This window comes from Rhodococcus gordoniae, assembly GCF_001646655.1.
In the GTDB taxonomy this organism is placed as follows: Bacteria; Actinomycetota; Actinomycetes; order Mycobacteriales; family Mycobacteriaceae; genus Rhodococcus; species Rhodococcus gordoniae.
The window spans coordinates 85,792-102,733 of the sequence record NZ_LPZN01000065.1; the positions used below are offsets into that span (position 1 = coordinate 85,792).

Annotated in this window: 14 protein-coding genes; 8 read left to right on the forward strand and 6 right to left on the reverse strand. The window is 69.3% G+C overall.

The annotated features are described in order from the left end of the window. Position 1 precedes the first annotated feature (1 nt). The 3 genes from A8G18_RS20400 to A8G18_RS20410 all read right to left on the reverse strand — a co-directional run bounded on the left by A8G18_RS20400 (position 2) and on the right by A8G18_RS20410 (position 2,747). A complete protein-coding gene (locus A8G18_RS20400; protein ID WP_064065309.1) occupies positions 2–832 on the reverse strand; it encodes a tyrosine-protein phosphatase in 831 nt (276 codons plus the stop codon). Positions 833–880: 48 nt separating this feature from the next. Then, positions 881–2,215, reverse strand: coding sequence for an L-lysine 6-transaminase (gene lat / locus A8G18_RS20405; protein ID WP_064065310.1), 1,335 nt, complete (start codon positions 2,213–2,215; stop codon positions 881–883). Between the two features lie 70 nt (positions 2,216–2,285). Continuing rightward, a complete protein-coding gene (locus A8G18_RS20410; protein WP_064065331.1) occupies positions 2,286–2,747 on the reverse strand; it encodes an Lrp/AsnC family transcriptional regulator in 462 nt (153 codons plus the stop codon). A gap of 36 nt (positions 2,748–2,783) precedes the next feature. Here A8G18_RS20410 and amaB point away from each other — a divergent pair, with 36 nt between their 5' ends. Continuing rightward, the gene (gene amaB, locus A8G18_RS20415) at positions 2,784–4,259 is read left to right on the forward strand and encodes an L-piperidine-6-carboxylate dehydrogenase (RefSeq protein WP_064065311.1); all 1,476 of its coding nucleotides are present in this window, start codon (positions 2,784–2,786) and stop codon (positions 4,257–4,259) included. Positions 4,260–4,373: 114 nt separating this feature from the next. On the opposite strand, the gene A8G18_RS20420 is transcribed toward amaB, so the two are convergent. Beyond that, complete coding sequence (locus A8G18_RS20420; protein ID WP_006550162.1) at positions 4,374–4,631, reverse strand: DUF7218 family protein; 258 nt, start codon at positions 4,629–4,631, stop codon at positions 4,374–4,376. 100 nt (positions 4,632–4,731) lie between these two features. On the opposite strand from A8G18_RS20420, the gene A8G18_RS20425 reads away from it, so the two are divergent. The 4 genes from A8G18_RS20425 to A8G18_RS20440 are packed head-to-tail and all read left to right on the forward strand — an operon-like array spanning position 4,732 to position 12,093. Then, complete coding sequence (locus A8G18_RS20425; RefSeq protein ID WP_064065312.1) at positions 4,732–6,102, forward strand: FAD-binding oxidoreductase; 1,371 nt, start codon at positions 4,732–4,734, stop codon at positions 6,100–6,102. 37 nt (positions 6,103–6,139) lie between these two features. After that, a complete protein-coding gene (locus tag A8G18_RS20430) occupies positions 6,140–6,700 on the forward strand; it encodes a hypothetical protein (RefSeq protein ID WP_064065313.1) in 561 nt (186 codons plus the stop codon). Positions 6,701–6,728: 28 nt separating this feature from the next. Then, a complete protein-coding gene (locus A8G18_RS20435) occupies positions 6,729–11,291 on the forward strand; it encodes an ATP-dependent helicase (protein ID WP_064065314.1) in 4,563 nt (1,520 codons plus the stop codon). A 1-nt stretch (position 11,292) separates the two neighbouring features. Then, positions 11,293–12,093 (forward strand): DNA-formamidopyrimidine glycosylase family protein, encoded by an 801-nt coding sequence (locus tag A8G18_RS20440; RefSeq protein ID WP_064065315.1) that lies wholly within the window; start codon positions 11,293–11,295, stop codon positions 12,091–12,093. On the opposite strand, the gene A8G18_RS20445 is transcribed toward A8G18_RS20440, so the two are convergent. Beyond that, positions 12,063–12,704, reverse strand: a complete 642-nt coding sequence (locus A8G18_RS20445; protein ID WP_115311483.1) for a TetR/AcrR family transcriptional regulator — start codon at positions 12,702–12,704, stop codon at positions 12,063–12,065. The genes A8G18_RS20440 and A8G18_RS20445 overlap by 31 nt on opposite strands. Positions 12,705–12,756: 52 nt before the next feature. On the opposite strand from A8G18_RS20445, the gene A8G18_RS20450 reads away from it, so the two are divergent. Further along, positions 12,757–13,773, forward strand: a complete 1,017-nt coding sequence (locus A8G18_RS20450; protein WP_280747648.1) for an oxygenase MpaB family protein — start codon at positions 12,757–12,759, stop codon at positions 13,771–13,773. A 54-nt stretch (positions 13,774–13,827) separates the two neighbouring features. Beyond that, positions 13,828–14,349 carry a hypothetical protein gene (locus tag A8G18_RS20455; RefSeq protein WP_064065317.1) on the forward strand — a complete coding sequence of 174 codons (522 nt, stop codon included), beginning with the start codon at positions 13,828–13,830 and terminating at the stop codon, positions 14,347–14,349. 39 nt (positions 14,350–14,388) lie between these two features. Here A8G18_RS20455 and glpD read toward each other — a convergent pair whose 3' ends face one another. After that, positions 14,389–16,119, reverse strand: a complete 1,731-nt coding sequence (gene glpD / locus A8G18_RS20460; protein WP_064065318.1) for a glycerol-3-phosphate dehydrogenase — start codon at positions 16,117–16,119, stop codon at positions 14,389–14,391. A 116-nt stretch (positions 16,120–16,235) separates the two neighbouring features. On the opposite strand from glpD, the gene A8G18_RS20465 reads away from it, so the two are divergent. Further along, positions 16,236–16,942: FGGY family carbohydrate kinase (locus A8G18_RS20465; RefSeq protein ID WP_245207962.1), on the forward strand; the 707-nt coding region annotated here is incomplete at its 3' end.

Below are 16,942 nucleotides of genomic sequence, written 5' to 3' on the forward strand. Positions count from 1 at the left end.
GTCAGGCGGTCGCGTTCGGATCGACGAGCCGGGTCCGCAGGGCCTGCAGGGTGTCGTCGTCGAGACCGAGTCCGGCAGCGAAGTACTGCTCGATGGTTCCGTAGCGCGACAGCGCCTCGTCGATCGCCACCTCGAGGTATTCGCGGCGCACCCCGAGTAGGGGTGTGAGCAGCTCGGGATCGCCGCCGAGCGATGCGAACCGGGCGAAGAAGTCGTCGAAGTGCGGCAGCAGTTCGTCGTTCGTGCGCAGGTAATCGGCGAACACGGCCTCCGGGTCGGCGCCGGCGAACAGGAGCAGCGACGCCGCCGCCCATCCGGTGCGATCCTTGCCGGCGCTGCAGTGCACGAGCCCTGGAACGTCTCCGTGTGCAACGGTGTCGGCCAGGGTCCGGTACGAGGCCACGGCGCTCGGAAGGACGACGAAATCACGGTAGCTCTGCCGCAGGTAGTCGGCGGCGCGACCGTCCCCGAGTGTCTGCGACACCAACTCCGGATTCGACACGAGTTGCGGCAGTGTCGCCGCGATGGATCCGCCGTCACGGTCGGCGAGGACGTCGAGGCCGAGGTGCCGGGCGCCGGCGGGGACGCGATCGGGGCGGGCCTGCTGTTCCTCGAGCGTGCGCAGGTCGAAGACCGTCGCGATGCTCAGGGCGTCGAGAGTCTCGACGTCGGTCTCGGTCAGGCGGCCGAGGTGGGTGGAGCGGAAGACCACCCCGGTGCGGACCGCGCCGCCGAACGAACTCGGGCAACCCCCGATGTCCCTCAGGTTGGCGAGCGACGGAATCGCGAAGGATTCGCCACCGGTTACGGTCTCGTCCAGTGCATCGGCCATGTCCGACAAGCTACCGCCGTCCGATCTCGAACAGGGGGAACCGTCCCGTCATCCGTACTGCGCCGTCACCCTGTCGAGCGCGCCGAGGGCCTCGTCGAGTTCGTGGGTGGTGACCGTGAGCGGGGGCCGGAATCGGATGCCGTGCGTGCCCGTCCCGATCACGAGGACGTGCTCGTCGCGGTACAGCCGCCGCAGCACCTCGTCGCGGATCTGCGGAGTCGGGAGTTCGACGGCGCACATCAGTCCGCGTCCCCGGGGCTCGGTGACCACCGGTCGTCGCGCGGCGAGCTGCTGCAATCCCGACAGCAGATGCGCACCGCTCCACCGGGCCCGGTCGATGAGCCGATCGTTCTCGACGACCTCGAGGATGCGACGGGCCCGCACCATGTCGGTGAGGTTGCCGCCCCACGTCGAGTTGATCCGCGAGCTCACGGTGAACACGTTGTCGGGCACCTCGTCGATGCGTTCGCCGGCCATGATCCCGCACACCTGTGTCTTCTTGCCGAAGGCGACGATGTCGGGAGTGACGCCGAGTTGCTGGTAGGCCCACGCCGTACCGGTCGTGCCGGCGCCGGTCTGCACCTCGTCGAAGATCACCAAGGCGTCGTTCTCCCGGCACAACTGCGTGATCGCCCGGAAGAACTCGGGACGGAAGTGGTGGTCGCCGCCTTCCCCCTGGATCGGTTCGGCGATGAAGCACGCGATGTCGTGGGGACGTTCGGCGAAGGCGCGGCGTGCCTGTTCGAGGGCCTTCTCCTCGGCTGCGGCGACGTCGCGGCCCTCGGCGAGACGGGGCGCGTCGATCCGCGGCCAGTCGAACTTGGGGAACCGGTCGGTCTTGACCGGATCGGTGTTGGTCAGCGACAGCGTGTACCCGGTGCGGCCGTGGAAGGCCCCGGTCAGGTGCAGCACCGAACCACCCGGGTGGGCGGACAGACCGCGGGACTCGTTGAGGCGGCTCTTCCAGTCGAACGCCACCTTGAGCGCGTTCTCCACAGCGAGCCCGCCGCCGTCGACGAAGAACAGGTGCGGGAGTGCCGGGTCGCCGAGGACGCGCACGAAGGTCTCGACGAAGCGTGCCATGGGCACGGTGTAGATGTCGGAGTTGCTGGGCTTGTTCGCCGCGACGGCGGCGAGTTCGCGGGCTGCCTCCGGATCGGTCAGCGCGGGGTGGTTCATCCCGAGCGTGGACGACGCGAAGAACCCGAACATGTCGAGATAGGTCGTTCCGTCCCGGGCGTCGACGAGGCGGACTCCGCGGGAGCGGTCGAGATCGAGGACGAGGTCGAAACCGTCGGCGAGCATGTGCCGGCCGAGGATGCTGTGTACCCGGTCGGGGGCGAGATTCTCGGCACCGTCCGGGTTTCGGAATGCAGTGCTCATGACCCCACCGTACGCGAGACTCAACGGGACAAACCCGGTATCACAGCAACATTTACGGCGCAGACGCCTATCATTCGTAAAATGTTTGCAGAACGACGGTGCTGCGGGTGGCGACATCGGCGGTCGCCCGGATCTCCTGCAGCAACCGCTCGAGAGCGCGAGGAGACTCGACACGCACGAGAAGGATGTAGCTTTCGTCGCCCGCCACCGAGTGACACGATTCGATCGCGGAGATGTGCCGGAGGCGGGCCGGTGCGTCGTCGGGTTGCGACGGGTCGAGAGGGGTGATCGCCACGAACGCCGACAACATCAGCCCGAGCGCTTCGGGATCGACGCGCGCACTGTATCCGCGGATCACGTTGCGCGCCTCGAGTCGGCGCACCCGCGACTGCACGGCCGAGACGGACAGTCCCGCCTTCTCGGCGAGCGCCGCGAGCGTCGCGCGACCGTCGGCGACCAGTTCGCGCAGCAACATCCGATCGATGTCGTCCAGCGACTCCTTCGACGAGTCGTTTCTCGAGGATTCGGGCACCAGCGCAGGGTATCCGAGCAGCAAAGGAGCTCACCGATGAATGCGACCACCGATCTCGCCGACCGCGCGGCGACCGCGCTGAGGCAGTGCGGCGCCGACGCCGTGCCCGATGACGCGGCACTCGCGGTGACCAGCCCGATCGACGGCAGCGTGCTCGGGCACGTACCCGTCCACTCGGCCACCGAGGTCGATGCGACGATCACCGCGGCGGCACGGGCCTTCGAGCAGTGGCGCCACGTCCCCGCCCCGGTGCGCGGCCGCGTGGTGCGACGGCTCGGCGAACTGCTCGTCGAGCACAAGCGGCATCTCGCCGAGCTCGTCACCCTGGAGGCGGGGAAGATCCCGTCGGAGGCCGCGGGCGAGGTGCAGGAGATGATCGACGTCTGTGAGTTCGCCGTCGGTCTGTCGCGACAGCTCTACGGGCGGACGATGCCGTCCGAGCGGCCCGGACACCGGCTCATGGAGATCTGGCATCCGCTCGGCGTGGTGGGCGTGATCTCCGCGTTCAACTTTCCCGTGGCGGTGTGGTCGTGGAACACCGCGATCGCGCTGGTGTGCGGCGACCCGGTGGTGTGGAAACCGTCGGAGACCACCCCGCTCACCGCCCTCGCCTGCGACGCGCTGCTGCGCCGCGCCGCCGCCGACGTCGGCGCCCCCGACGGTCTCCATCACCTGCTCCTCGGCGACCACAGGGTGGGTGAGGCGCTCGTCGACGATCCCCGTATCGCCCTGGTGAGTGCGACCGGCTCCACCCGGATGGGGCGGATCGTCGGGCCGCGGGTCGCGGCGCGGTTCGGTCGCTGCCTGCTCGAACTCGGCGGCAACAACGCGGCGATCGTCGCTCCGTCCGCCGATCAGGACCTCGCCGTCCGGGGCGTCGTGTTCGCCGCGGCCGGCACGGCGGGCCAGCGCTGCACCAGTCTGCGCCGGCTGATCGTGCGCCGATCGATCGCAGACGTACTCGTCGAGAGGGGGAATCCGCTCGACGAGGGTGTGCTCGTGGGTCCGCTCATCTCCGAACGGTCCTACGAGGCGATGACCGCGGCGCTCGACCGCGCGCAGACCGACGGAGGCACACTCGTCGTCGGCGGTGAGCGAGTGGACGTCGCGGGTGGCGGTGTGTACGTCTCCCCCGCGCTGGTCCGGATGCCCGCACAGAGCGAGGTGGTGCGCGAGGAGACCTTCGCCCCGATCCTGTACGTCCTCGACTACGACGACCTCGACGAGGCGATCGCATTGCACAACGGTGTCCCGCAAGGACTCTCGTCGTCGATCTTCACCCTCGACCAGCGCGAGGCGGAATTGTTCCTCGCCCGATCCGACTGCGGCATCGCGAATGTCAACATCGGCACCTCGGGGGCCGAGATCGGCGGCGCCTTCGGCGGGGAGAAGCACACCGGCGGCGGGCGCGAATCCGGATCGGATGCGTGGAAGGCGTACATGCGGCGGGCGACGAACACCGTCAACTACTCGACGGAGCTGCCGCTCGCCCAGGGTGTCGAGTTCGGCTGATCCCGAACGACGTTCGTACGCCTGAACGACGACGTTCGCGCGCCTGAACGAGCCTCGCCGCCCCCACAACAGGGGCGAAGCTCGTTTCGGCGCGCGAACTCGGGTTCCGGGCGGCTAGTGGTTGCGCAGTGCGTCGATCAGTTCGTCCTTCTTCATGTCGGAGTAACCGGTCATGCCCAGTTCCTTCGCACGCTTCTTCAGGTCGTCGACCGTCCAGTCGTCGTAGGAGCCGGACTTGCCACCCTTCTTCCCGACCTGCGACTTACCCTCGTTCGCAGCCGCGTTGGAGATCCGGGCCGCCTTCTCCTTGGAGGCACCGTCCTCGCGCAGGTCCTCGTACATCTTCTCGTTCTTGATCGACGGATTCGGCATCGTCTTCTCCTTTCCGTGTCCTGTGGAAGGGGTACCCGACGACACTTCACCCAATCAGAGGATCTGTGGCCTGTGACACATCCTGTGGTAGACCTGGGTCGTGTATCCAGGGAACCTGCTCGACGAACTCCGCGGGCAACTGCCCGCCGGCGCACTGATCATCGATCCCGACATCCTCGCCGGCTACCGGCAGGACCGGGCGCAGGACCCGGACGCCGCGGTTCCCCTCGCGCTCGTACGGGCCACATCCACCGCCGACGTACAGGCGACGCTGCGGTGGGCGAACACCCACAAGGTGCCGGTGGTACCCCGGGGTGCCGGCACGAGCCTGTCCGGCGGGTCGGGCGGGCTCGCCGACGGCATCGTGCTGAGCACCGAGAAGATGCGCGCGATCACCGTCGACACCGCGACACGCACCGCGGTCGCCCAGCCCGGCCTGCTCAACGTCGAGGTGAAGAAGGCGGCTGCCGAACAAGGCCTGTGGTATCCGCCCGATCCGTCGTCGTGCGAGATCTGCACGATCGGCGGGAACGCGGCCACCAACGCCGGTGGCCTGTGCTGCGTGAAGTACGGGGTGACGACCGACTACGTGCTCGGACTCGAGGTGGTCCTCGCCGACGGCACCGCGGTGCGGCTCGGCGGGCCACGGGTCAAGGACGTCGCGGGCCTGTCGCTGACGAAACTGTTCGTCGGAAGCGAAGGGACGCTCGGCGTCATCACCGAGGTGACTCTGCGTCTCGTCCCACCACCGCCACCCGGATCCACGATGGTCGCGACGTTCTCGTCGGTGCAGGCCGCCGCCGACGCGGTCGTCGCCATCACCGCCGTGCTGCGACCGGCCATGCTCGAATTCATGGACCGGGCCACCGTCGGGGCCGTGGAGGACATGCTGCGGATGGGACTCGAACGCAGCACCGAGGCGATGCTCATCGCCCGTTCCGACGCGCCGGGCGCGGCGGCCGCCGAGGAGATCGAGATCATGGTGCGGGCCTGCCGCGAGGCCGGGGCCGACGACGTCTTCGCGACCGACGATCCGGAGGAGGGCGAGGCGTTCACGGTGGCCCGCCGCATGGCCATCCCGGCCGTCGAACGCACCGGCAGTCTGCTGCTCGAGGACGTCGGGGTACCGATCCCCGCCCTGCCCGCGCTGGTGAGCGGGATCGCCGAGCTCGCCGCCGAACACGACGTCACCGTCGCCGTGATCGCACACGCCGGCGACGGCAACACTCACCCGCTGATCGTCTACGACCCCGCCGACGGGGACATGACGGCGCGGGCACAGGCGGTGTTCGGGAAGATCATGGATCTGGCCATCGAACTCGGCGGCACCATCACCGGCGAGCACGGCGTCGGCCGGCTCAAGAAGGCCTGGCTGCCGGATCAGGTGGGGCCGGACGTCATGGCGTTGACCGAGCGGATCAAGGCCGCACTCGACCCGAACTCGATCCTGAATCCCGGAGTGGTGATCTGATGACCCACACCACACCGGCAGCGGTCATAATCGTCGCGTGAACACCCGTGTGCCCCCGTCGACGGCCGCCCTGCCACTGCGCGAGACCAAGTACCGCGAACTCGAGCAGTATCCGGAGTTCGGGTCCGTCACGGCCTGGCTTCGAGACGTCGTGTCGTCGATCGTGCCGAACGCCCGCATGAGCGAATGCGAGTACTGGTCCGTCGTATGTCTTCCCCCCGAGGAGCCGACCGACCCCCGGAAGCCGCTGGTGTCGGTGCACGCCGGCGACCTGGCGGTCGCGGGGGTGTTCCTCGACCTCTCCGGCGGACAGCGGAGCCTCGCCGGTTACGTCCGCGTGTCGGGAACCGAACTCGAGCAGGCCTCGGGCTCGACACGTGAGCAGCTCGCGGCGGACTCGCCCGCCCTCACCTTCGTCGACGAGGGTGCCGTCGTGTGCGTGGTGTGGAGCGACGAACCCGCCGCCCGGGAGCAGTTCGCGGCTCTGCCGTGGCGTGCCCCGGCTCGGGCGCTCGTCTCGGAGCTGATGCGCGACGGACGCAACTCCCGGGCCGACGACCACTGCCGTCAGATCGCCCGGTTCGCGTACGACGACTGAGTGTGTCGGTCGGCGGGTAGACGATGGGATGGTGACCGACATCCTCGATCGTTTCTCCGCGCCGACCCGAGCGTGGTTCGCGGGGGCATTCGAGTCCCCGACCCCGGCCCAGCTCGGCGCGTGGGAGGCGATCTCCTCGGGAGCCCACACGCTCGTCGTCGCCCCCACCGGCTCGGGCAAGACCCTGTCGGCGTTCCTGTGGTCGCTCGACCGGCTCGCGTCCACCCCGGCGGACGAGCACGCAGCACGCGAACACCGCACCCGCGTGCTGTACGTCTCACCGCTCAAGGCCCTCGCCGTCGACGTCGAGCGCAATCTGCGCTCCCCGCTGGTCGGCATCACGCAGACCGCGAAACGGCTGGGTCTGACGCCACCCGACATCACCGTCGGCGTGCGCTCCGGCGACACCTCCCCAGCCGATCGTCGCGCCCTGGCCCGCACACCACCGGACATCCTCATCACGACTCCCGAGTCCCTCTTCCTCATGCTCACCTCGTCCGCACGGGAGAACCTCGTGGGGGTCGAGACGGTGATCGTCGACGAGGTCCACGCGGTGGCAGGTACGAAACGCGGGGCGCATCTCGCGCTGTCGCTCGAGCGGCTCGACCGGCTGCTGCGCGCCCCGGCCCAACGCATCGGGTTGTCGGCCACCGTGCGGCCGCACGAGGAGGTCGGACGGTTCCTCACCGGCTCCGCCCCCATCCGGATCGTCGCGCCCCCGTCGGCGAAGACGTGGGATCTCACGGTCCGCGTACCGGTCGAGGACATGACCGAGCTCGGGGTCTCCGAGCCCGACGAGGAGTCACTGTCCCCCACTCCCCAGGCCGGATCGATCTGGCCGCACGTCGAGGAACAGATCGTCGATCTCATCACCGAGCACCGGTCGACGATCGTGTTCGCCAACTCCCGGCGCCTGTCCGAACGTCTCACCGCCCGGCTCAACGAGATCCATGCCGACCGCTCGGGAAATCCGGTCGACGACGAGGGCGCACCGCCCTCGCAGCTCGGGTCGCCGACCGACACGTCCGCGGGGGCCGAACCGGTCCTCGCGCGCGCCCATCACGGGTCGGTGAGCAAGGACCGGCGCGCGCTGATCGAGGACGACCTCAAGTCGGGTCGGCTGCGGTGTGTGGTGGCGACGTCGAGTCTCGAACTCGGCATCGACATGGGCGCGGTCGATCTGGTGATCCAGGTCGAGGCCCCGCCGTCGGTGGCCAGCGGTCTGCAACGCGTCGGCCGCGCCGGACATCAGGTGGGCGAGACCTCGCGCGGGGTGCTGTTCCCCAAGCACCGCACCGATCTCGTGCACTGCGCGGTGACCGTCGAGCGGATGGTCGAGGGCCACATCGAGGCCCTGCAGGTTCCGGCGAATCCGCTCGACGTGCTCGCCCAGCAGACGGTCGCGGCCACGGCCCTCGAACCCGTCGACGTCGACGACTGGTTCGACACGGTCCGGCGCAGCGGGTCGTTCGCGAGCCTGTCCCGCGGGGTCTACGAATCGGTGCTCGACCTGCTCGCCGGCCGCTATCCGTCCGACGAGTTCGCCGAGCTGCGCCCCCGGGTCGTGTGGGACCGCACGGCGGGCATCCTCACCGGCAGGCCCGGCGCCCAGCGACTCGCCGTCACGTCCGGCGGCACGATCCCCGACCGCGGTCTGTTCACCGTGTACATGGTGGGCGAGAAGAACACGCGCGTGGGCGAACTCGACGAGGAGATGGTCTACGAGTCGCGGGTGGGCGACGTCTTCGCGCTCGGCGCGACGAGCTGGCGGATCGAGGAGATCACCTTCGACCGGGTGCTGGTCTCCCCCGCTTACGGCCGGCCCGGCCGATTGCCGTTCTGGCACGGCGACAGTCAGGGGCGCCCCGCCGAACTCGGCGCCGCGCTCGGCGCATTCCTGCGCGAGATGGGGCACGCCTCACCGGAGGATGCCGAGACCCGCTGTCGCAAGGGCGGTCTCGACGACTATGCGACGGGGAATCTGATCCGGTTGCTCGACGAGCAGCGCACGGCCACCGGGCACCTGCCCACCGACCGCACGCTCGTCGTCGAACGGTTCCGCGACGAGCTCGGCGACTGGCGTCTGGTACTGCACTCGCCGTTCGGTTTACGGGTACACGCGCCGTGGGCCCTTGCGGTGGGGGCACGTCTGATCGAGCGCTACGGTGTCGAATCGCATCCCACCGCGTCCGACGACGGCATCATCGTCCGCCTGCCCGATACCGACGATGCCCCACCGGGCTCGGAGATCTTCGTCTTCGACACCGACGAGATCGACGACATCGTCACCGAACAGGTCGGCGGCTCGGCACTGTTCGCCTCCCGCTTCCGGGAATGCGCGGCGCGGGCACTGCTGCTGCCCCGCCGAAATCCCGGCAAGCGCGCCCCGCTGTGGCAGCAGCGTCAGCGCTCCGCGCAGTTGCTCGACGTCGCTCGTCGTTATCCGGACTTCCCGATCCTGCTCGAGACGGTCCGGGAGTGCCTGCAGGACGTCTACGACCTGCCCGCTCTGCGCGACCTGCTCGGCAGCATCGCCCAGCGCAAACTCCGTCTGGTGGAGGTGGAGACTCCGACGGCCTCACCGTTCGCGACGTCACTGCTGTTCTCCTATGTCGGCGAGTTCCTCTACGAGGGCGACAGTCCACTCGCCGAGCGCCGGGCCGCGGCACTGTCGCTCGACTCGACGCTGCTCGCCGAACTGCTCGGCCGGGTGGAGTTGCGCGAACTGCTCGACGCCGACGTCATCACCGAGGCCGAACACGAACTGCAACGGCTGACTCCGGAGCGACGAGCACGCGACGCCGAGGGTGTCGCCGACCTGCTGAGGCTGCTCGGTCCGCTCACCGACACCGAACTGCGCGAGCGCACCACCGACGATCCGAGCGCGTGGATCGACGATCTCGTGGCACAGCGACGCGCACTGCGCGTGTCGTATGCGGGTGAGCACCGGTGGGCGGCGATCGAGGACGCCTCCCGCCTGCGCGACGCGCTGGGTGTCCCTCTGCCGATCGGGGTGCCGACCGTCTTCGTCGAGCCGGTCTCCGATCCGCTCGGCGATCTGATCGCCCGGCACGCCCGCACCCACGGCCCGTTCACCACCGCGCAGGCCGCCGCCCGGTTCGGGCTGGGCACGGCGGTCGTCGAGTCCGTCCTCGACCGGCTCGCCGCCGAGAAGCGCGTCACTGCAGGCGAATTCCGTCCGGGCGCAACCGGATCGGAATGGTGCGACACCGAGGTGTTGCGGAGGTTGCGGCGCCGGTCGCTGGCAGCCGCCCGGCAGGACGTCGAGCCGGTCAGCACCACGACTCTGGGACGGTTCCTCCCCGACTGGCATCACCTCGGTACCGGGCCGGGCACGAGTGCGCTCTACGGCCTCGACGGTGTTCTCACCGTCGTCGAACAACTCGCCGGCGTGCCGGTGCCCGCGAGCGCCCTCGAACCGCTGATCCTTGCTCCCCGAGTGCGGGACTACACACCGACGATGCTCGACGAGCTCACCACGACCGGCGAGGTCCTGTGGTCGGGGGCCGGATCGATCTCGGGGAAGGACGGGTGGGTGGCGTTGCATCCGGCGGATCTGGCGCCGGTGAGCCTGGCACCGGTCGACGACATCGAACTCGGTCCGGTGCATCAGGCGATCCTCGACTCGCTGTCCGGCGGGGGTGCCTATTTCTTCCGGCAACTTGCCGACGCGGTCACCGCACTCCACACCACGGCGAGCGACACGACGGTCGCCGACGCGCTGTGGGAACTGGTGTGGAGCGGGCACGTCACGGGCGACACCCTCGCCCCGCTGCGTGCCCTGATCGGCGACACCTCCCGCGCCAAGCCCGCCCACCGCACCCCGCGCCGGGCACCGCGGGCCCGGATGTACCGGGCACGGCCCACACTGCCGAGCCGTACCGGACCGCCGACGGTGAGCGGGCGCTGGTCGATGGTGCCGAACCGCGAGACCGACGCGACGGTCCGCGCGCACACCACCGCCGAACTGCTGCTCGAGCGGTACGGCGTGGTCACCCGCGGCGTCGTCGTCGGCGAGGGAGTACCCGGCGGTTTCGCGACGATGTACAAGGTGCTCAGCCGTTTCGAGGAGACGGGCCGGTGCCGCCGGGGCTATTTCGTCGACTCGCTCGGCGGGGCCCAGTTCTCGACGCCGTCGGTCGTCGACCGCCTGCGGTCGTTCTCGGATTCGATCGAGGGCCGGCACTCGGAGACCGCGGCCGTCACACTCGCGGCCTGCGATCCGGCCAATCCGTACGGCGCGGCACTCCCGTGGCCGTCGTCGTCCGCCGACGATGACGCCCCGCGGCACCGGCCGGGCCGCAAGGCCGGTGGTCTCGTGGTACTCGCCGACGGTGCGCTCGTGCTGTTCGTCGAACGAGGGGGTCGCACCCTGCTCACCTTCGACGACGACCCGGGCCGGTTGCGCACCGCGTGCGCGTCCCTCGCCGCGACCGTCAAACGCGGAGGTGTCGACAAGATCGTCGTCGAGAAGGTCGACGGCGCCTCGATCCACGGGCACGAGTTCGCCAATTTCCTTGCCGAGGCAGGATTCTCGGCGACGCCGCGCGGTTACCGGCTGAGGTTCTGACGTGCCCGAGGGAGACACCGTGTTCCGCGCCGCGCACCGCCTCCGTACGGCTCTGGAAGGACAGGTGCTCACGGAGACGGACTTCCGCGTGCCGCGTTTCGCCACCGCCGATTTCACCGGGCACACGGTCGACGAGGTCCTCTCCCGCGGTAAGCACCTGCTGATCCGGGTCGCCGACGTCTCGATCCATTCGCACCTGAAGATGGAAGGTGAATGGCACGTGTACCCGCGTGGAACTCGTTGGCGCAAGCCCGGATACAAGGCCCGCATCGTGCTCGGCACCGAGGACGTCCAGGCGGTGGGGTTCGAACTCGGCATCGTCGAGGTACTCGCCCGCGACCGGGAGGACGACGCCGTGGGGCATCTCGGACCGGATCTCCTCGGTCCCGACTGGGACCCCGAGCGCGCAGCGGCGAATCTCGCGCGCGATCCGGACCGCCCGATCGGGGTGGCGCTGCTCGATCAGCGCATCATGGCGGGCGTCGGCAACGTGTACCGCTCCGAACTGTGCTTCCTGCGGGGCGTCGATCCGTGGACGCCGGTTGCGCGGGCCGGCGACCCGGCGGCGTGGATCGACCTCGCGCACAGGCTGCTGGTCGCCAACCGCGACCGGACCACGCGCATCACCACCGGCGACCGGCGTCCCGGTCGCACTCTGTGGGTCTACGGGCGTCGGGGGAAGCCGTGCCGTCGCTGCCGGACCCCGATCCGGTCCGGAGAGATCGGCACCGCGACCGACCCCGAACGGGTGGTCTACCGGTGCCCGCGATGTCAGCCGCGCCCGGGCGGTTCCGCCGTCTGATCGTCCTGCAGGCATCCCGCCCGACCGCTCTGTTCGACGAGCGCGACGCAGTGCCGGACGAGGGCCTCGCGCGAGACCGCGAGATCTCCTTCGAGGTACCCCATGAACAGGCTGGTGAGGGCCCCGACGACCCCCACGGCGACCATGTGGCGATGACCGTCGTCGCCGCCCGGGGGCAGCTGGTCGCGCACGAGTGCGACGAAGGTCGGTGCGAGTTCGATGCCGCGCCTGCCGATCGCGGGTTCGCGCAGCGGGGCGAGGAGGAGAACGCGTCCCTTCGCGGGATCGTCGACCATGAGTTCCATGAACGCCCGCACGGCGGCCTCGGCCCGCCCGGTGGCCTGCGCGGAGATCAGAGCATCGGTCAGTGCGTCGTGGGCGCGGTCGGCCACGTGGGCGTAGACCTCGCGGACGAAGGTGTCGCGGTCGGTGAAGCTCTCGTAGAAATACCGTTCGGTGAGTTCGGCGGCACGGCACACGGCCCGGACGTTCGCTGCCGCGCCGTCCGGCGCTCCGAGCAGTTCGACACCCACCGCGAGGAGACGTTCCCTGCGCAGCCGACGGCGTTCGTCGATGCCGACGCCCGCCCAGCTGCGGCGCGTGGTGTCCACTCTGTTTCGTCCCGTCGTTGACTGCATGCCCGCCGAATCCTACTCTGACAACATGTGTGGTCAGGGTTCCGCCGGGTCCGGCACCGCCGAGTCGTCGCAGGCCGCGACACCACGACCGGCGCCCCCGGAACCGCTGGGGCCCGAGTCGCTGACGTGGAGATATTTCGGCGGATGGCGGGGAATGCTCTTCGGACCCTGGGCGGGGTCGATGCAGAACATGCATCCCGGGCTCGGGGCCGGTGTCGAGGAACACTCGACGTTCTTCGACGAACGATGGGAACGCCTCTACCGGTCGCTGTACCCGATCTACGGGGTCGTCTTCGACGGTGCCCGCGCCCCGGAGACCGCGGCGAAGGTGCGCGGCTATCACAACACCGTCAAGGGAGTCGACAAGCACGGCCGCAGGTACCACGCGCTCGATCCCGGCACCTTCTATTGGGCGCACGCGACCTTCTTCTACAGTCTCGTCGTCTCCATCGAGTGGTTCGACGGACCGCTCACCGTCGAGCAGAAGCACCGGCTGTTCGACGAGCACGTGCAGTGGTACCGGCTGTACGGCATGCCGATGCACCCGGTCCCCGAGTCCTGGGAGGACTTCCTCGCGTACTGGGACCGCATGTGCCGCACCGTGCTCGAGGACAACAAGGCAACCCGCGACGTGCTCGACCTGTCGAATCTCGGGCGCCCGCCCTTCCTGCGGTGGTTCCCCGAAGGGGTCTGGAAGCTGATCCGCCCGCCGGTGACCGCCGGTTTCCTGTGGCTCACCATCGGGTTGTACGACCCGCCGGTGCGCGAGCTGCTCGGTTACCGGTGGAGCCGGCCGGAGCAGACACTGCACGCACTCGTCGGCCGCACGATCGGATTCGGCACGAAGCTCGTGCCGTGGCGGTACCGCTACCACCCGCGGGCCCGTGCCGGTTGGGACCGAGCATGCGGGCGGATCCCGGCCGATACCGGTCTGCTCGAGACACCCGGGCGCAACCTGCCGCCCCTCGACCGCCGCGACTCACCGGTGCACTACAGCCCGGACGTGGCGAACCGGCACCGCCCCACCGCCGTTTCACCCTGACACATCCCGCCCGACACCGAGGTCGGCGAGCCCGGTCTGTGTCACGCTATCGAGGTGTCCACGCCTTCGTACCTGTCGTCCGGACGGCGCCGCCCTCTGTCCCCGGAGTCGGCGGCCTCCCGCATCAGCGCCTACGTCTACGGCAACATCCTGGTGCTGGCCGCGCTCGTCCCCATCACGAGCTCACCCGAGTACATCGGGATCGCGATCGTGATCGGCACCGCGCTCTCGACGTTCATCGCCCATGTCTTCGCGGAGTCGGTCGCCCAGTCCGTTCGTTCGGGTGAACAACTCTCACGTAGCGAACGCATCGAGGAACTTCGCGACTCGGTTCCCATCCTGTCGTCGGCGGTGCTGCCCTGTCTCGTGCTCGCCACGGCCTGGATCGGCTGGCTCGAGCCCCGCACGGCACACATCCTCGCCGAGGTCGCCGTGCTGATCCGTATCGGCTCGACCGTGTTCGTCGTGCGCCGGCTGCAGAACCGCAGACCGAACCACCGGACCGTGGTGGCCGCGGTGGGAGTGGCTCTGATCGCGACGATCGTGGTCGTCGTGAAGGTCGTGCTCACGCACTGAGACCCGTCGCACACCGAGACCCGTCGCGCGCCGCCTCGGCTACTTGATCGGCACCGGTTCGAGGATTTCCGGCCGAGCCTCGGGCGCCGCCGCTCTGAGCGCATCCGCGGACTCGTCGTCGGGACGGCTCTGCGACTCGATCTCGGCCTCGACCCGCGCCCGGTACGTCGCGACCTCCCGGTCGACGGCCGCGTCGTCCCAGCCCAGGACCGGAGCAACCAGTCGGGCCGTCTGCTCCGCACAGTGCAGCCCGCGGTGCGGGTACTCGATCGAGATCCGGGTCCGGCGCGCCAGGAGGTCCTCGAGGTGCAGGGCTCCTTCGGCCGCCGCGCCGTAGACCATCTCGACCTGCAGGTACTGGGGGGCATCGGTCAGCGGTTCGAGCAGTTCGGGCCGGCCCTTCGCGAGGCTCAGCACGTCCTCGACGAGGGAGCCGTAGCGGTCGAGCAGATGCTTGACGCGATAGGGATGCAGACCGTACTGCTCGGCGAGATGCATGGTCTGGTTGACCAGCGCGAAATACCCGTCGGCCCCGACGAGGGGCACCTTCTCGGTGATCGACGACGCGATCCGGGCCGGGATGTCCTCGGCCGCGAGATCGACGGCGTCCTCGGCCATGACCCGGTAGGTCGTGTACTTGCCGCCGGCGATGGCCACGAGTCCCGGCGCCACCCGCGCGACAGCATGCTCGCGCGAGAGCTTCGACGTCTCGTCGCTCTCCCCCGCCAGCAACGGCCGCAGACCGGCGTAGACACCGTCGATGTCGTCGTGGGTGAGCGGGACGACGAGCACGCGGTTGACGTGGTCGAGGATGTAGTCGATGTCGGCCTTCGTCGCGGCCGGGTGCGCCAGGTCGAGATTCCAGTCGGTGTCGGTGGTGCCGATGATCCAGTGGTTGCCCCACGGGATGACGAACAGCACCGACTTCTCGGTCCGCAGGATGATCGCGGAGTCGCTCACGATCCGGTCGCGGGGAACGACGATGTGCACGCCCTTCGAGGCGCGGACCCGGAACCGGCCGCGCTGCCGCGACAACGACTGGATCTCGTCGGTCCACACACCGGTCGCGTTGATCACGGCGTGCGCCCGCACCTCGGTGACCGACCCGTCCTCACTGTCGCGCACACGCACACCCGAGACGCGATCCGCCTCGCGCAGGAAACCGACGACCTGTGTGGACGTGCGCACCACCGCACCGTAGTGCGCGGCCGTCCGGGCGACCGTCATCGTGTGCCGGGCGTCGTCGACGACCGTGTCGTAGTAGCGGATTCCGCCGACGAGCGAATTCCGCTTGAGACCGGGAACCATCCGCAGGGCACCCGAACGGGTCAGGTGTTTCTGCGGCGGAACGGACTTCGCGCCGCCCATCCGGTCGTAGAGGAAGATCCCCGCCGCCACGTACGGCCGCTCCCACACCCGATGGGTGAGCGGGAACAGGAACTCGAGCGGCTTGACCAGGTGCGGGGCGAGCGTGGTCAGGGCAAGTTCGCGTTCGCGCAAGGCTTCCCGCACCAGGCCGAATTCGAGTTGTTCGAGATAGCGCAGACCACCGTGGAACATCTTCGACGACCTGCTCGACGTGCCCGACGCGAAGTCCCGGGCCTCGACGAGCGCGACCCGCAGACCACGGGTCGCGGCGTCGAGAGCTGCTCCCGCCCCGACGACACCTCCGCCGATGACGACGACGTCGAACTGTTCGGTGGCGAGCCGACGCCAGGCGTCGGCGCGTTGCCGAGGTCCGAGGAGTTGCACACCCGATTGGTTGGTCACCGCACCCGCTCCCGTGAGTCGCCGACGTATCCCGATCAAGGCTAGTAGCTTGAGCGACGCAGCGCGCAGCGGAAGCGTTGCCGACCCGAGCCGTCCCCTTCACCCGAGGACCACCTGTGAACCAGTTCATCGCGGCGATCGACCAGGGCACCACGTCCAGCCGGTGCATCATCTTCGACCACGACGGGCGCATCGTGTCGATCGCGCAGAAGGAACACCGCCAGTTCTTCCCGCGGTCGGGATGGGTCGAACACGATCCGGAAGAACTGTGGCTCAACACCCGTGAGGTGGGAGCCGCGGCGCTTGCCAAAGCGGATCTGCGACGCAGAGACATCGCGGCGATCGGTCTGACGAACCAGCGCGAGACCACTGTGGTGTGGGATCGCACCACCGGAAAACCGGTGTACAACGCGATCGTCTGGCAGGACACCCGCACCGACACGCTCGTCGAGGAACTCGCCGGCGACGCCGGGCCCGATCGCTACCGCGAGATCACCGGCCTGCCGCTGTCGACTTATTTCGCCGGGCCGAAGGTGCGGTGGATCCTCGACAACGTCGACGGTGCCCGCGAACGCGCCGAGGCCGGCGATCTCGCGTTCGGCACCGTCGACAGCTGGATCCTGTGGAATCTCACCGGCGGTGTCGGCGAGGAGGACCAGCCGCCGGGCCTGCACATCACCGATGTGACCAATGCCTCCCGGACACTGCTGATGAATCTCGAGACCCAGCAGTGGGATCCGGCGATCTGTGCCGAACTCGGCATCCCGGAGTCGATGCTGCCGGAGATCCGCAGTTCGTCGGAGGTGTACGGGCGCGCCCGCGA